Origin of the sequence: Nostoc sp. PA-18-2419, assembly GCF_005869855.1 — a bacterium.
Classification (GTDB): domain Bacteria; phylum Cyanobacteriota; class Cyanobacteriia; order Cyanobacteriales; family Nostocaceae; genus Nostoc.
Map to the genome: position 1 here is coordinate 92580 of NZ_SZNH01000013.1, position 16335 is coordinate 108914.

General features: G+C 40.9%; 15 protein-coding genes and 3 tRNA genes. 7 read left to right on the plus strand and 11 right to left on the minus strand.

The features are described from left to right. Positions 1-65: 65 nt before the first annotated feature. The 3 genes from FCR06_RS15595 to FCR06_RS15605 are packed head-to-tail and all read right to left on the minus strand — an operon-like array spanning position 66 to position 3764. Positions 66-2255, minus strand: a complete 2190-nt coding sequence (locus tag FCR06_RS15595) for a xanthine dehydrogenase family protein molybdopterin-binding subunit (RefSeq protein WP_138501207.1) — start codon at positions 2253-2255, stop codon at positions 66-68. Then, entirely contained in the window at positions 2252-3229 is a 978-nt protein-coding gene (locus FCR06_RS15600) for an FAD binding domain-containing protein (RefSeq protein ID WP_138501209.1), read from the minus strand. The genes FCR06_RS15595 and FCR06_RS15600 overlap by 4 nt, the downstream gene beginning before the upstream one ends. Continuing rightward, positions 3216-3764, minus strand: coding sequence for a (2Fe-2S)-binding protein (locus FCR06_RS15605; RefSeq protein WP_138501211.1), 549 nt, complete (start codon positions 3762-3764; stop codon positions 3216-3218). Before FCR06_RS15605 ends, FCR06_RS15600 begins: the two co-directional genes overlap by 14 nt. A 526-nt stretch (positions 3765-4290) precedes the next feature. On the opposite strand from FCR06_RS15605, the gene FCR06_RS15610 reads away from it, so the two are divergent. Further along, complete coding sequence (locus tag FCR06_RS15610; protein ID WP_138501213.1) at positions 4291-5478, plus strand: FAD-dependent oxidoreductase; 1188 nt, start codon at positions 4291-4293, stop codon at positions 5476-5478. Between the two features lie 369 nt (positions 5479-5847). Here FCR06_RS15610 and FCR06_RS15615 read toward each other — a convergent pair whose 3' ends face one another. The 3 genes from FCR06_RS15615 to gshA all read right to left on the minus strand — a co-directional run bounded on the left by FCR06_RS15615 (position 5848) and on the right by gshA (position 10895). Beyond that, a complete protein-coding gene (locus FCR06_RS15615) occupies positions 5848-8130 on the minus strand; it encodes a peptidoglycan DD-metalloendopeptidase family protein (RefSeq protein ID WP_138501215.1) in 2283 nt (760 codons plus the stop codon). 795 nt (positions 8131-8925) lie between these two features. Continuing rightward, positions 8926-9387, minus strand: a complete 462-nt coding sequence (locus FCR06_RS15620) for a tRNA (cytidine(34)-2'-O)-methyltransferase (protein ID WP_138501217.1) — start codon at positions 9385-9387, stop codon at positions 8926-8928. A 368-nt stretch (positions 9388-9755) separates the two neighbouring features. After that, positions 9756-10895 (minus strand): glutamate--cysteine ligase, encoded by a 1140-nt coding sequence (gene gshA / locus FCR06_RS15625; RefSeq protein WP_138501219.1) that lies wholly within the window; start codon positions 10893-10895, stop codon positions 9756-9758. A 417-nt stretch (positions 10896-11312) separates the two neighbouring features. Between gshA and FCR06_RS15630 the strand changes: the two genes are divergently transcribed. Together FCR06_RS15630 and FCR06_RS15635 are read left to right on the plus strand one after the other, a co-directional pair. Further along, entirely contained in the window at positions 11313-11567 is a 255-nt protein-coding gene (locus FCR06_RS15630) for a transposase (protein ID WP_262984676.1), read from the plus strand. After that, a complete protein-coding gene (locus FCR06_RS15635) occupies positions 11568-11945 on the plus strand; it encodes an RNA-guided endonuclease InsQ/TnpB family protein (RefSeq protein WP_223280154.1) in 378 nt (125 codons plus the stop codon). A gap of 150 nt (positions 11946-12095) precedes the next feature. Here the strand turns inward: FCR06_RS15635 and FCR06_RS15640 are convergent. From FCR06_RS15640 to nadA, 3 genes are all read right to left on the minus strand, one after another. Further along, positions 12096-12167: transfer RNA gene (locus tag FCR06_RS15640), tRNA-Thr, on the minus strand. An 80-nt stretch (positions 12168-12247) separates the two neighbouring features. After that, a tRNA-Tyr gene (locus tag FCR06_RS15645) sits at positions 12248-12333 on the minus strand. Positions 12334-12577: 244 nt separating this feature from the next. Continuing rightward, positions 12578-13552, minus strand: coding sequence for a quinolinate synthase NadA (nadA, locus tag FCR06_RS15650; RefSeq protein ID WP_138501221.1), 975 nt, complete (start codon positions 13550-13552; stop codon positions 12578-12580). Between the two features lie 149 nt (positions 13553-13701). On the opposite strand from nadA, the gene FCR06_RS15655 reads away from it, so the two are divergent. The 4 genes from FCR06_RS15655 (at position 13702) to FCR06_RS15670 (ending at position 15280) form a co-directional block, all read left to right on the plus strand. Beyond that, positions 13702-14628 (plus strand): TIGR04168 family protein, encoded by a 927-nt coding sequence (locus FCR06_RS15655; RefSeq protein WP_138501223.1) that lies wholly within the window; start codon positions 13702-13704, stop codon positions 14626-14628. A 76-nt stretch (positions 14629-14704) separates the two neighbouring features. Continuing rightward, positions 14705-14789: transfer RNA gene (locus tag FCR06_RS15660), tRNA-Ser, on the plus strand. A gap of 87 nt (positions 14790-14876) precedes the next feature. Further along, positions 14877-15065 carry a hypothetical protein gene (locus tag FCR06_RS15665; protein ID WP_138501225.1) on the plus strand — a complete coding sequence of 63 codons (189 nt, stop codon included), beginning with the start codon at positions 14877-14879 and terminating at the stop codon, positions 15063-15065. Further along, positions 15062-15280: a type II toxin-antitoxin system RelE/ParE family toxin gene (locus FCR06_RS15670; RefSeq protein ID WP_223280155.1), complete on the plus strand. Its 219-nt coding sequence runs from the start codon at positions 15062-15064 to the stop codon at positions 15278-15280. Before FCR06_RS15665 ends, FCR06_RS15670 begins: the two co-directional genes overlap by 4 nt. A gap of 144 nt (positions 15281-15424) precedes the next feature. Here FCR06_RS15670 and FCR06_RS15675 read toward each other — a convergent pair whose 3' ends face one another. Next, entirely contained in the window at positions 15425-15955 is a 531-nt protein-coding gene (locus FCR06_RS15675; RefSeq protein WP_138501226.1) for a hypothetical protein, read from the minus strand. Beyond that, positions 15952-16251 (minus strand): hypothetical protein, encoded by a 300-nt coding sequence (locus tag FCR06_RS33580; RefSeq protein WP_223280156.1) that lies wholly within the window; start codon positions 16249-16251, stop codon positions 15952-15954. The genes FCR06_RS15675 and FCR06_RS33580 overlap by 4 nt, the downstream gene beginning before the upstream one ends. Positions 16252-16335 lie beyond the last annotated feature (84 nt).

Consider the following 16335-nt stretch of genomic DNA (forward strand, 5'->3'; position numbering starts at 1 on the left):
GGAGGGGTTTCTATTGCTTATCTACATAAATTCAGAAATTATAACTAACTTAGCTGGACTTAATATTACAACAACTTATCTGGTGTAATTGGCAGGTCACGAATTCGTTTACCTGTGGCATGATAAACTGCATTAGATATGGCAGCAGCTACGCCAACGATGGGAAGTTCTCCCAGGCTCTTAGTTCCTAGTGCATTCACATAAGAATCTTGTTCTTCAACAAATTGCACTTCCATATTTGGAATATCTGCATGAACGGGAATCAAGTAGTCTGAAAGATTGGCACCAACTATTCTGCCTTGATTAGCATCCATTACGGTTTTTTCCATCAATGCCATGCCGATTCCCCAAGTAATCCCACCAACAACTTGACTGCGTGCTGTCTTCAAGTTGAGAATTCGTCCTGCATCATAAACGCCTACGCAACGTCTGACTTTAATTTCTCCTAAAAGTTCATCAACGGCGACTTCCACAAAGATGGCACCAAAAGAGTGTTTGGCATAGTTTTTACTCTCTGGATTGGGTGAGGTTTGTTCTGTAACTTCTAGACTTTCTAACCCCTGACGGCGCAGAATATCGCTGTAGATATCTCGCTGGGATGGGTTTTGTTTTAAGAATATTTGCCCTGACTCGACTGTAATATCTTCTACTTGAGATCCATAAACAGGGGAATTTAGATCAGCGATCGCCATTTCAATTATTCTACCTCGTGCGGCACTGGCTGCTTTATGCACTGCCGGAGAAACACTGCCGACTGTAATTGAATTGCCGGTAATCGGGGCTTGAGGAAAATTACTATCACCTAGTTCAAACTGCACTGGTAAGCCTAATACCTCAGCAGCTACTTGAGTCATTACTGTATAAGTTCCTGTACCGATGTCTTGAGTACCAGTTTGGACTTTTACCTCTCCAGTGGCAAAAATTTCCACTTTCACTGATGCTGAACCAGAGTTGCTGGGAAATGTCGCACTTGCCATTCCCCAACCAATCAAAAAATCACCTTCTTGCATCGAACAAGGAACTGGGTTGCGTTTTGACCAGCCAAAAATCTCTGCCCCTTTTTGGTAACATTGTTTGAGGGATTTACTCGACCAAGGCAATCCTGTATGGGGATCGACATCTGCATGATTTTTCAGTCTCAGTTCAATGGGGTCAATATTTAAGGCAAAGGCGAGTTCATCGATTGCTGATTCTAGGGCAAACATCCCTGTTGCTTCTCCGGGGCCGCGCATAAAGGTTGGCGTCCCAGCGTTGATACGTGCCAAACGATATTTGATTTGCAAATTCTCACAGGCGTACATCATTGTTGTGGCTGTACCCACGGGTTCCACAAAGTCATCAAACAAGGAAGTTAAAGATGTACCAATGTGATCGATCAGGGTTAGCTTCCCTTGCTTGGTTGCACCTAGTGTTAAATGCTGGTGAGTTTGGGAACGGTAGCCGCAGCTAGTGTACATTTGCGATCGCGTTAATACAACTTTCACCGGTCGCTTGACTCGTTTGGCAGCGATCGCACAGAGAATAGTATGAGACCTAAGCAGTGCTTTACAACCAAATCCTCCGCCTAAATATTTGGAGATGACGCGGACATTTTGTTGAGGAATGTTTAAAACAGATGCGATGTTTCGCTGGGTTGCAGAAACCCCTTGGGTAGTTTCATACAATGTCAAATTATCCCCCTCCCATATCGCTATGGTTCCAGAAGGTTCTAGGGGATTATGATGTTCCATTGGCGTGGAATAAACTTGTTCCACAAGAATATCTGCTTCTGCTTTGCCAGCTTCGATATTGCCTCTAGTGATTTTACCTGGCATCATGCCAAAATATATTGTTTCTGGCTCAAATATTTCTGCCTGTGCCATTGTCATTGTTGGCGGTGCTTCTTCAAAGATAACTTTGACTAAAGCAGCGGCGGTTTGGGCTTGTTCTAAAGTTTGGGCAATTACAATCCCCAGGTGTTGACCATTATAGTAGATGTTGTCATCTTTCTCGCTTGGTTGAGTTTGGGGGCGAGAAAAGGATGGTACTTTAACTAAAGATGGTGTCTGGTCATAAGTAATGATATCTACTACACCAGGGGCTGCCGCAGCTTTTGATGTGTCTATTTCAATAATTTTCCCACTGGTGATCGCACTTTGAAAAATCACGCCATAAGTCAAATTCTCTATGGGCACATCGGCTGTATATGCTGCTTGTCCCGTTACTTTCACCTTACCATCAACGCGATCTACTGGTTTACCAATAATTTTATTCATAATTTTTCTGCCACAACTGAGAGGGCGCGGATTAAAACGCGTTTGACTAATTCAATTTTGAATTCATTATGTGTTTGCGGTTTCGCTTCTTTGATCGCAAGTTCGGCGGCGGTCGCAAATGTAGTTGGATTAATTGCTTTTCCTTTGAGGAATTCCTCAACTTCCCATCCACGCCAAGGTTTAGGCGCTACTCCTCCAAAAGCAATGCGTGCTGATTTGATAATATTTTCTTCTATTTCTAAAGCAATAGCTACGGAAACCAGAGCGAATTCATAACTAGCTCTATCTCTAACTTTTAAATAATGAGATTTATATGCAAAATCGGGAATTTCAATAGCGACTATTAATTCTCCCGGTTCTAATAAAGTTTCTTTTTCTGGTGTTTCATCTGGTAATAGATAAAAACCATGAATTGAAATTCGCCGTGTTTTTTCTGCACTTTGAATGCAAATGATCGCATCTAATGCAGTCAAAGCTACAGCTAAATCTGATGGATGAACGGCAATACAATCTTTGCTACCTCCAAAAATTGCGTGCATCCGATTGTGACCTGTAATTGCGGCACAACCTATACCTGGAATGCGTTTATTACAAGGAAAAACCGGGTCGCGAAAGTACCCACAACGGACTCGTTGCAATAAATTACCAGCCACAGTTGCCATATTTCGCAGCTGTGGGGAAGCACTTTGGAGCAAAGCCTGACTAATTACTGGATAACACTCTTTAACTTGGGGATGAAAAGCTACATCGCTCATTCGGGAAATTGCACCGATACGAATTCCATTACTTTTTAATTCAATATCTGCTAGGGGTAAACTATTAATATCTATTAATGTATTCGCTAGTTGTACCCCATCCTTCATCAATCCCAATAAATCAGTTCCACCTGCAATAAATGCCGCATTTTTATCTTCCTCAATTGTAGCGATCGCAACTTCTTGAGAAGTAACTTTAGCATAACTAAATGGCTGCATCTTCCCTTTCCTCTAGGACATCTTGAATCGCGGCAATAATATTAGGATACGCTCCACAGCGACAAAGGTTGCCACTCATTTTTTCGCGAATTTCTGCTTCCGATTTTGGTATTTCTTCCAATATCATCCCTACAGCAGATACAATTTGTCCAGATGTGCAGTATCCACATTGAAAAGCATCGTGAGTAATAAAAGCTGTTTGTAGAGGGTGGAGTTTGTCATCTGCTGCTAATCCCTCAATGGTAGTAATTGCAGCCCCAACGTGCATTACAGCTAAAGTCATACAGGAATTAATTCGCCGATTATTAACTAATACAGTACATGCACCACATTCACCGCGATCGCAAGCTTTTTTAGTACCCATCAAACCCAGCTTTTCCCGTAAAGCATCAAGTAAAGTCACACGAGGTTCTAGCTTGAGTGAGTAAGATACATTATTCACATTCAATGATAACTCTGCTTCCTGTGAACTCAATATTTTCAATTCCTGGCTAAGAGAGTTTGAAGTGATTACAGCTAATGAATTTTCTTCCATTTTTTATCCAAATACTAATAATTACATAATTACAGAATTTTAGATTTTAGATTTTTGCTTGTCAATTATATATAGTAAACTAATAATCAATCAATTTACATCAAAGTGTCTTTCTGAGGCAAAAAATCATGCAATTTAAAAGCAGATTAGCTTATATGAAAGCCGGCTTCAATTTCATACAAACTCCTATTTATAACCTTTTTGGAACACAAACATATTACACCAAATTTTGTAGCTAAATATTAGGCTTTTTGAGTAATGAAAGTCGAAGTTGGGGAATTTACTGCTGAAACGACGCACGTATGGGAAAAATCTTCAAATGTCAGTTTTTCTTACCACCTGTAACCGCAGGGTTGATGACAACCTGCTAAAACACTAATTCAAGGTTGATTCTTCAGGAAGATTGACTAAAAAATACTCAAGAGTCAGAATTAACGACTGTAGGTCTGGCTCAAACGTGAAGCTTGCACAGCACCAGACTTATCGGTGGGGATATTTTAAATTTTGAATTCTGACTTAATAATATATGAACAAAAATCTAACTCAGAAATTATCTAAACCGATAATAAAGAAAGTTGCGATCATCGGTGCTGGCCCAGGTGGTTTGGCTACTGCCATTGCACTCAAAAGTCAGGGTGTTGACGTTCAAGTGTACGAGAGGGCACAACAATTTCGTCCGGCTGGAACTGGACTAGGACTAGCTCCTAATGGCCTAAATGCTTTAAATGCGATCGTACCGGGAATAGTCGAAACCCTTAAAAGCTCAGGATGCGAAGTTAACCACACGGTTTTAAAGAATATTCAGGGAGAAACAATCCGCACTAATCAAACTAAATATTTAGAGCAATACGGACAGCCATTATTGACTGTTTGGTGGTATCGTTTGCAGCAAGTCTTGGCATCCAGATTGCCATCTGAGATTATTCACCTGAATCATCGCTGCATCGGCTTTCACCAAGATGAAAACGGTGTGGAAGTGTATTTTGATGGTCAAAAACCAGTACATGCAGATTTGCTAATTGGGGCTGATGGTGTCAACTCTGTCATCAGAGAAACTTTATTTGGCGAGGGTCAGCCTAATTATATTGGTAGTATGTGCTGGCGTGCCGTAATCGAGTATCACCACGAGCTTTTTAATGACTATCAACTCGTTTTCGTCAAAGGTGATAAACAGTTCATGTACATTCTGAATGTGGGAGGTGGCTATACCAGTTGGATTAGTCGCAAGTTTTCGCCGGATTACTCTCTTTCTCAAAACGCCGATGAGGTCAAATCTCGCATTCTTCAAGAATTAGCCGATTGGGACAAATCCTTTCGAGCAGTGGTGGAAGCGACACCAGCCGAGCAAATTTGGGAAGGGCCAATTTGCGATCGTCCACCTTTAACCCACTGGAGCCAAGCCAGAGTTAGTCTATTAGGTGATGCTGCCCATCCAATGGCACCTGCAATGGGACAAGGAGCTAATACTACTTTTGAAGATGCCTACGAACTGGCTGAGTGTTTTTCCGACTCAGCTACTATTGAAGCAGCCTTAACTAGCTATGAACAGCGCCGTATTGAGCGCACAAAACTCATCCAGGCTCGTAGTGCTGTGGGTGAGATACGCTACTACGACGACTTTACATCTTCTAACCATACACAGCAGCAGCAAATGACGCTCAATAATGATTTTCACAAATGGGTGTATAGTTACAAGCCATCTGTAGTCAGGTAAATTTTATGTGCCACTACCATCAAGCAAGTCTTGCCAGGATCATCAGTAAACTGTACTGCATCAACTCCGGTTCCTGTAAGGTCGTTGACATTAAAGATGTTATTACGACCACCAGTGACTTCAAACCTTAACCCTTGTAAGGTTGGGACAAAAAATCTCCAACTTGGTACAAAGAATAGAATTTTTAAGCGTCTACCCGAAACGGATAGACGCTTGGCGAGCGGTTTTTCAGAATCTATCGAACTCGCATTTATTAAGACACTAGATAGTATTAATGTACTAATAAAGCAGTTTTTAAATAAAAAGCAAAAGAGGGAGATAAACTCCCTCAAATAAAAAGGCAATGATTTAGTTACAGATAGCCAAGAATTACAGACGTGCTGGTAGGAAAGCTATTGGGTTAACAGCACCCTTGCCTGATGGATGAATTTCAAAGTGGCTGTGTGGACCAGTACTGTGACCAGTGCTACCCATTAGAGCAATTGTTTCTCCCTGATTCACCTGCTGACCAGGTTGCACCAGAACCTTGCTGTTATGAGCATAGCGAGTCAGGCTGCCATCCGGATGGCGAATATCGACAACATTACCGTAGCCGCCGCTGTTCCAGCCAGCTTTTTCTACCGTACCTTCAGCTGAAGCCGTAACTGGCGTACCAGTAGAGTTAGCAATATCAATCCCCTTGTGCGGTCTTCCCCAGCGCATACCAAAGCCAGAAGTGAGAGTGCCCTTTGTCGGCCAGATATAAGCTAAGGTTGAAGTAGACGGAGGAGGTGTAGTTTCATCAATTGCTCTGGGCAGATATTGATCTACTGCTGCTAAAGGTGGTATTGCCTGTGGAGAAACTGTGGTTCCCCGCATCTTTCCTAAGGAATCCGAAGCATTTACACCTCTTAAAGGTGTTGCAACTTTTATGCCAGATGGATTGCGAGGAGGAGTCCACTGACTAGCAGTTCCTAAATTTGGTAAGAACTCTGGATTTATTGGTTCGTCAGCAGGTACAGTCGCACGCAATTGAGGCTTAATTAGTTGAGCGTTATAATTAGCTCTAATAGGTGTCGGAACCGCAATTGGAATGGCGACGTTACTCGCTTGAGACACCGACTTACGTACAGTAATATTATTGGGGATAGAAACAGGAGTCAGTGTTGCAGCACTATCAGTTTGAGTAGTTGTGGCTGACATTACTAAATTGCCAGACTGTTGAGCACGATATTTCTGCTGTAACCTCTGGATTTCTGCTTGTAAGCCCCGCAAACGGTCATTATTGTTATTGCTTACCCTTGCTACCCTATTTGTTGGTTTTTTAGGTTGCTGGATTTCGGCAAAAGCTGTTGGTACTGGAATTTCACCACCCACGCCATAAGCTCTAGGAGTAATAGGAGCTGTTTGTAAGTCAGTTGCACTATTTACTTGAATCTGATTGTTCGCAATTACTGGTGTAGGGACAGTAACGCTACTGTTGTCAGCAATAGTTGGCGGTGAACTAGGTAAATATGAGTTAGCACTACCAATGCTCACAGAAGAGGTGGCTTTGGGAGTATTAATTGAGTCTACAAAACTGGGTTTTATTGCTACAGTTGCCTGAGTTTGAGCTACTGGAATAATCAGTTTTTGACTAATTTGCAGTTGATTGGGATTACTAAGGTTATTTACCTTAACTAATTCTGATACTGATGTATTGTATTTGCTAGCGATCGCAGCTAGCGTATCTCCTGGCTTGACTTCGTAGGCTGCTTTAGTCGAGGACGCAATCAATGTTGTTGGTTTAGCTGATGCCACTCCATTGCTCTGTGTCTTCTGCTTTAATCTCGATCTCAGCTTGGCTTTGCTAGCATCGCTAGAAGTCGCTAACTGTGCTAATACTGTCTTCTCAACTACAGTATTGCCAATACCAATTTCTGATAAATTTTTGCTCTCCCCAGAGCGCAATTGTGCCAGACTGTTTCTTAAACGATTTGATTTTTCTTGTAAGCGATTGAGGGCAAACTCTTGTTGCGCCTTAAGTTGTGCATTTATTTCAGTGTTTGCTGTCCCAGATGTTGCCACTGTTTGTGGTACGACGGAGGGCAACAGGTTTGTACTGTCATAAACACCTTCAGCACTAGGATCAGATAGCTTGTTGACTGTTGGGAAACTAGTCTCAGCTAAAGTTTTGTTCAACCCCTCTGCCACCTGGGGCTTCGATTCAGTGACATTTTTATCAACTGGTGTTGCTTGGGAAAAGGTTTGTGATGCAGGAAATTGCAAAGACGTTCTACTGGCGGCAACTTGCCATTTAGCCTCAAACCCTGGCAACTGTGAAACTGCTGTTGGTTCCACGATCACAGGATTTTCTAGCACGCTCGGTAATGAGACTGCTTGGGACTCCGGCTTGGTGGGGGCGAATTTCATCTCAGTATCACGAACAGCAGGAATAGTTGAGGTTGCCTTTTGGCTGCCTACAGGTACCGCTGCTTGGGCTTGATCGCTTTGTCGAGTCACCAAAAGACTGGTTGCTCCCATAGAGATTGCCAGGCCAATCATGGCGGCTTTTGTCCGCACCCGACGGTCAACTTTTGGATTCATCTGATTTAGCTGTTCTACCGGGGCATCATCGCTGCTGGGGTTATTTTTCAACACAGCTTTTACTCTCTTTTTCAATGCTCGTTTCAAACACGACCTCCTTAACGATCGCTAGCGCTTAACTGACCTCGATTTTTCAGTTGGATACCAGTCAATGATTTAGATCGCAACGAACGATAGATCGAGATCGCATTCACCAGAGATGCTTACGCAAGATTAACCTGCTTCTCTGATTTAGACAAGTTCACATGTTTTAACAAAATTTAAAACTTGCGATGTTTACTTGTCTTAACCACTCCTCACACCCACCATTTAGGACGTTTTCCTTTTTGACATTAGCGAGCCTGTCTTGCGTCAATCGCGCTAATGGCAAATAGTTTGTCAAGTCCATAGCCGCTACCGAGAATTAAATTGCTGCGACTTCTGGAAAAGCGATGGCCCCTACTGTAGATATCTTCAAGAAATTTCTACATAATCCGTATTCCTAACACGAGACTTTACGTTGATTATTCCCTAAAAAACAACCGTATTAACTATCGGCTAGTTTGGAGAGTAATCTCAGGGTCATCAGAGTCAAAATAGCTCAAATGCTCTAATTGACTGAGTTTTAACCCTTTTGTCTTCCAACCATGGAATGCTGCAAATTCATCAAAATCTATCATTCAAATTTGGCATTATCCCAGATTTAATATACAAATTTCTTATAATAACCTGGTCCCTCTTGTAAGTATCTTCCACTACAATTTGCTCAAAAACATATTATTAGGTGTATTTTTTAACATGATTTTTATCTGACTTCACAAATTTTTGCTATCCCAAATCATTCATCTGATTGGTCTGGCAAAAAACTTAAGTATATCTACTTATAATAATTTAACTAAACAACTATTGTAAATAGCCTAACTGACGACGGGTTTCAAATAAACCGATTGCCACACTCACTGACAGATTCAAGCTGCGAACCCCAGGTTGGCTCATCGGAATATACAGAGTAGCATCACAATCTGACAGAACTGTTGGTGGTAAGCCAGTAGTTTCACTACCAAATAGCAACCAATCATCGGCTTGAAACTGAAAGCTGACATAATTAATATTTCCGCCAACGCTATAACCCAACCATCTGCCTCCGCGCTCATGATGTACGTTTTTAAAGGCTTCTAACGATTCGTGATAGTGCAGCTTGACATAAGGCCAATAATCTAAGCCAGCTCTTTTGAGGTAGCGATCGCTAATTTCAAACCCTAAAGGGCCCACTAAATGTAACTCTGTATCTGTAGCTGCACAAGTACGAGCAATGTTACCTGTATTAGGAGGAATTTGCGGGCTAACTAAAACTACCTGAGGCATTGTCCGTATAATTTACGTATTGTATAAAATAATCTATAGCTCATGTAAAATCTACCAAAAGGTAGAAGCTATTCATAGGTTTTCTTAATAATAATCAAGCATTCACCATCGATTAGATATTTAAAACGAAGCCCAGATCATCTCAGAATATTGTCTGAGACCATACTAGGCGAAAATCAGGAAATATTAAGTTTTATATAGACGAGGTAGTTAGTTGTGTCTTTTGAACTGAGTATTGTCTCTACAAAAATCTACCTTTTGTTTGAAGACAATTAGTCATCAGCAAAATATAGAGTGCAGGAAACTTTTTTATCATCTCCCCACACTCCCTCATCCTTCTCTACCCCTCTAGACTGTAGCTTCTTGGGCTAATACAGCATAGATGAGCACAATTTATTTTCGAGTTCGATTTCCCGTTCTTGAGTAGCAGTAATAACTTGGGTAATGACGCGTTGGCTGTCAACACCGACTGCATGTAACTGCAACCACTGTTGAGCTTCATTACCTTCGCGGAGGATTTTGTGCAAAGGTGAAAGGAAACAGCTAAAGCCTTGTTTTTTAGCGATCGCCCAAATGTCGTGGTAAATTTCATTAATCCAATCTCTGGCTGTGATGCTTCTGCCATCTTGCCAATGGGTTAGCTGAGCATCAAGACTAGTAGTCGCAGCAGCAATCTCGTTATCAGCAGTCAAAGTGATGAGTTCTTCGGCAGAAAAAGTACTTTGGGTTAATGGATCGATGCTGGGATTTTCGATTATTTGTAACAAACGCGCTTCTAATAAGGCGGTAATGGCTAGTAAGGAAATAGGATCTGTGACTAAATCGCAAATTCTCAGTTCTAGCCGATTTAAGTCATAGGGACGGCGATCGCCATTTGGTCGCACCGATACCCATAAATGGCGCACATTTTGCATTGTCCCAGCAGCTAGTTGATTTTCCACCCACTGGATATGATGGGCGTGACTGGCAAATAACGGCACATGGCTAGGGGTTTGCGGGAACAAACCCCAGCGCGTGGAGTGATAACCAGTTGTTTTGCCATCTAAGAAGGGAGATGAGGCACTTAGGGCTAAAAATAAAGGTGCTTCTAAACGAATCACCCGACATGCCCGCATTAATATTTCTGGGTCGCTAATGCCTATATTGATATGTACGCTAGCAGTAACTACTTTGGTACCATAGGTTTGCTCAATGTAGTCATGATATGTGTTAGTTGGATCAGAACGCATAAAGCGATCACTTCCACCCAAAGACAGAGTACTCCCGGGTATCAAAGTGTAATTGCCCAACTGATTGAGGTAATTTCGCAACATCCGTCTCGGACGCAGTAGGGCACATAATAAATTCTCGTATCTGGTTGATGGCTGAGTGATGTATTCCACGTTGCGGCTATCTGGCTCTCGAACAAATCCATCCAAAGCTGCAACAATCTTATCCGAGAGACCAACGATTTCACCTTGAGGTGTGCCGGTATACATTTCAATCTCAAAGCCTTTTAATAAGACCACCTTGTTCTCCTTGGCTCTCTCTGCCTATAAATTGTATCGAATTAGACGAACTCTATCGCTCTATCTTTAAGTTAATTAAAGGTTGGAATCATTCAAGTGCTAATTCATCCGAAATCAGGATGACAGGTTTCTGGGTTGTGAGCCGAAAGATTATACAAACAGCAATATGTGGACTCAAAAGTCAGAATTGAGCATGAATTATGTATAACTTGCGGATGAATTGACGGGTTTAAGACCCCCTATAAATCTCCGATTTTGTGATGCTTCTAGATAGTGAGTCTCTTTAACCTACTGCTTGATTTTCATGCCTCGGCGGATTATCTCCAACTTTACTACTGAATTCTGATTTCTTAATTCTTCAATAAGATTTTAGACGTTCATCCAGCAACAGGTAATCAAATAGGTCTAGATGTTGGAATAGAAAGCTTTTATACTGCTTCAAATGGGTATCAAGAACCCAATCCTAGGTTTTTTAAAAAAGCTGAAAAGTCAGTTAAACACGCTCAAAAATTAATTTACAAAAAAGTTAAAGGTTCTACAGGTAGAAAAACAGCACGTTCTAGATATTCTAGAAAGCATTTAATAATAAGTAGGCAAAGAAATGAACACGCTAAGAGACTAGCACGTAACTTAAACAAGTCTAATGACTTAGTAGCCTATGAAAATCTATAAGTGCGTAATCTGCTTAAAAATCATTATTTGGCTAAATCAATTAGTGATGTTAGCTGGTCATTGTTTCGACAATGGCTAGAGTATTTTACTAGTAAATTTGGTAAACAAGCTATTGCTGTAGCACCTCACTATACAAGTCAAAAGTGTAGTAGCTGCAATGCGATTGTAAAAAAATCTCTATCGACTCGCACACACGTTTGTAGCTGTGGATGTGAGTTAGACAGAGATATTAATGCAGCTATTAATATGTTGAATCTTGCAAAAGCTAGGGATGGGCAGTCCCGAAGTAACGCTAATGGACTAACAACCTCTACGCTAATTGGTGAAAACTTGTTAGCGCAAGTATCTAGAGTAAAATCAGAATCCCCGTCTCTTTAGAGTGGGGAGTATCAATTCAATTAATTAGTTAAGACCAAACACATCTCAAACTATGGGGCTTAATATTATGAACTTCCAATAAAAAATATCTTACCGTTCACAATCAATAGTCATAAATTATCAATCAGCAATTTCAAATTTAAAACATAAAGCCCGTGACGAGGATTGAACTCGTGACCTCACCCTTACCAAGGGTGTGCTCTACCACTGAGCCACACGGGCAAAAGATATTTTTTCTTTTTGAGTTACAATGCTGGGCAGTTTTTCTATCACCCAGACATTATAACTTTCTGCTTCGTAAGTGGTGGGCCGGGCTGGATTTGAACCAGCGTAGGCGCTAGCCAACGGATTTACAGTCCGTCYCCATTAACCACTCGGACACCGACCCATTTGTCTCACGATTTTAAATAATAGCATTAGATTTTATAGAATTCAAGTGCTTATAAAAAATAAATTGGTAAAGACGCAAGAAAGTTGCGTCTCTACAAGTTAGTTGGACAAATTTGTTCTAAGGGACTTCCAAGAAATAAATTATCCAATTATCACGCCCATCAAAACGACTTTCTCTCCCTACTGCTAAGAGCCCCCTGCCCTAAAAGCAATGGGATATTTTTTTATTTGTCAGTCCCTAATTACACACTCATCTCGAGCATTCGTTGCATTGGTCGCAGTGCAGCAAGGCGAATATCTTCTGACATGGTGATTTCGGGAGTGCGATTTTTCATTGCCCAATAGAGTTTTTCTAGGGTATTTAACCGCATAAATGGACACTCGTTGCAAGCACAGTTATTCATCGGTGGAGCCGGAATAAAGCGCTTTTGGGGAGCTAGTTTTTGCATTTGGTGAATAATCCCAGGCTCAGTTGCGACGATAAATTCTTTGGCGTTGCTGTTTTGACAGTGTTTGAGTAAAGCTGCTGTAGAACCAATAAAGCTGGCATGGCGCAACACACTAGTTTCACATTCTGGGTGGGCGATCGCCTCTGCTTGTGGGTGGGCAATTTTTAACTCGACAATTTTCTTTTCAGAAAAGGTTTCATGAACAATACAGCTACCTTGCCACAGCAGCAAATCTCGCCCAGTCTGTTCCATGACATAGCGCCCCAAATTCCGATCTGGCGCAAAAATAATCGGTTGCTCTTTGGGTATTTGCTGCACTATCTTCACAGCATTAGAACTAGTGCAAATAATATCGCTCATTGCCTTTATCTCAGCAGAGCAGTTGATGTAAGATACCACCAAATGGTCTGGATGCGCCGCCTTAAAAGCTGCAAATGTTTCAGGCGGACAACTATCTGCTAAAGAACAACCAGCATTCAAATCTGGTAAAAGTACTAATTTATCGGGATTAAGTATTTTTGCTGTTTCTGCCATGAAGTGAACACCAGCAAAGACGATCACATCTGCACTGGTGTTTTGAGCTGCTTTCGCTAGTTGTAATGAATCGCCAATAAAGTCTGCAATATCTTGTATATCTGGCTCTTGATAGTAATGTGCCAGAATCACTGCGTTAAGTTCTTTTTTTAGACTCTCAATCGCAGTAAACAAATCCAATGGTAGTTCGCCCGGTTGGGTTTTTTCTCGTTGAGCTAGTGCAGTCGTAAACACAGTTAGGGGTTGCTCTAAATTGCAATTTTTTATCTTGTTGATTAATTATAGTAGTTTTTACCAAAAATAGTGGGCAGTTGATTTTCTATAGATTATGTCCAAATCGGGCTGAGTTTCCTATCCTGGAGATAGGCGGCAAGGAAAGTGGCATGACCAGTCAGAAAACTCATTCGAAAACCCTCAAAATTGCTGTAGTTGGAGATGTTCACGACCAATGGGAACTAGAAGATGGCATTGCACTTAAGCATCTGGGTGTTGATTTAGTGCTGTTTGTTGGCGATTTTGGCAACGAGTCCGTAGAAGTGGTAAAAGCGATCGCTTCTGTTGATATTCCCAAAGCAGCAGTAATGGGCAACCACGATGCTTGGTATAGTGCCACCGAATGGGGACGTAAAAAGTGTCCCTACGATCGCTCCCAGGAAGATTGGGTACAGGAACAACTCGATTTATTAGGGCCTGCCCATGTTGGTTACGGCAAATTGGATTTTCCGGCTTGGGAATTAACTGTAGTCGGGGGTCGTCCCTTTACTTGGGGTGGCCCGGAATGGAAATTTGCGGAAATCTGTAAACAACGTTACGGTGTCACAGATTTGGAAGAATCTGCCGATCGCATCGTCAAAGCAGTGAAAAGCGCCGCTTACCAGACGATTATTTTTCTCGGTCATAACGGGCCTAGTGGATTAGGCGATCGGCCAGAAGACCCCTGCGGCAAAGATTGGCATCCAATTGGCGGCGACTTTGGCGACCCAGATTTTGGTGAGGCGATTTCTCGGACGATCGCAGCTGGGAAAAATATTCCCCTGGTGACATTCGGTCATATGCACCATGCTTTAAGGCACACCAAGGTGCTGCGAAAGCGTATTTTTAAAAGTCCAGAGGGGATTATTTACTTAAATGCAGCCACTGTGCCAAGGATTGTGGAGAATGACGGACAGAAGTTGCGTAATTTTTCCTTAGTTTCTTTAGAGGCGGGTGTAGTCACGCAAGCTTCCTTAGTTTGGGTAGGCAATGATTTCCAAGTGGCTTCAGAGGAAATTTTGTACCAGCGATCGCCTTCAGTAGTGCAACCTGCCTAGTGATAAGATATAGTATGATCTGTCAGCTTTGGTGCTAACCAATAAATGTGGTTAGCTACTAGCTCGACAGTTTATTGGAGAGSTGGCAGAGTGGTCGATTGCGTCCGACTTGAAATCGGATGAACCGAAAGGTTCCGGGAGTTCGAATCTCCCCYTCTCCGTTGGATAAATGTTGTTATAAAATCTAACTAGATTTTTTGCATCTACAATATATTCAAATGGATGAAAAAATATTTACTTAGCAAGTAATGAAAAATCTCAACATTAAAGAAGAAGCCCATAAATTAATTGATAGATTGCCAGAGAATTCCACATGGGATGATTTGATGTATCAAATTTATGTTCGGCAAACTGTTGAAGCTGGCCTAGCAGATAGCAAAGCTAGTAATGTGATTTCTGTACAAGAAGTGCGGAAAAAGTTTGCAATACCAGAGTGAAAGTTTACTGGACAGAAACAGCAGTAGAAAATTTCTCTGCAATTTATACTTATATTGCCCAAACTTCTCCACAATATGCAGTGAGGATAGTTGACCGTATAACTAGACGTTCTGAACAAATTACGAATTTTCCTTTGTCAGGTCGAATTGTATCCGAGTTTGAAACTGAGCAAATCAGAGAAGTGATTGAAGGTTCATATAGAATTATTTATTAATATTAAACCTGAACAAATTGAAGTACTAGCTGTGGTACATGGTTCACAGCAAATTAAATTGAATTCTGAAAATGAGTAATGTTAAATGTCACTTTGTTCGACCCAACTTACAAGCTGGCTGTCAGCTTATTTGGCTGTTAAACATCAAGCTTTTATCATCAACCGTCTTCTTGCACACTCGCTTGCTAAATCTTCGTATTGAAAGTTAAATTTTTTGTCTCCCAGGGTTGACTGTATAGATCGAAGCTCATGATCTAATAACCAATAAGTTAAATATGCTTCAAACAAAACATCAAACAAAGTAATTACACTTTCTGGGGGCATTGAAAAATAACGTTGAATATAATCAATAGCATTTCCATCATCAGTCATAGCCTTCCCTCCAAGACGTTTTGCTAGTACAAAACAAGAGAGTTCTGCATCACTTGCTTGTCTTGATTGAGGAATATTTGCCATTTCAACTAGGTCATCAATCTCCAAAGGATAACAGTAAATTTCACCTTTATTAAGCAAGTTGAAAAAATATTCCTTGCTATTAAAATGTCCTTTTTCAAATTCTAATTGTACATAGATAGTGGTTAAAACAGAATAACCAAGTTCTTTAAGAAGATAGAAGCGCTTAATATACATCAAGTGAATAATCGCACAGGTATCAATAGCAATGTTAAATTTCACAGCGCAACCACCTTTAAAAATGTTCTAAAATCATTTAATATTTCGTATCCTTGCTCTAATGGTAATAACAACATTTTTAATAATCTGTGGTAAGTTATTCCTCCTTGCCTATATGCTTCTGTACATAACTCAATAAAATACCAAGAAAGACCATGACGAATCACTTGTGTTAATCTTTCTTTTTGTCCTCTAGATAAACTTGGTGGGAGTTCAGGATCAAATTTTTCTTTTGATTTAATAATCAACCTCTTATCATTCTTTAGATTATTATATAATTCTTCACTAATCCGATTCATTTCAAGAAGACGAATAATTACAACTTGTGAATTAACTTTAAATTGTTCAGCAACGGTGCGAATTATATCTACTAAATTAGTATT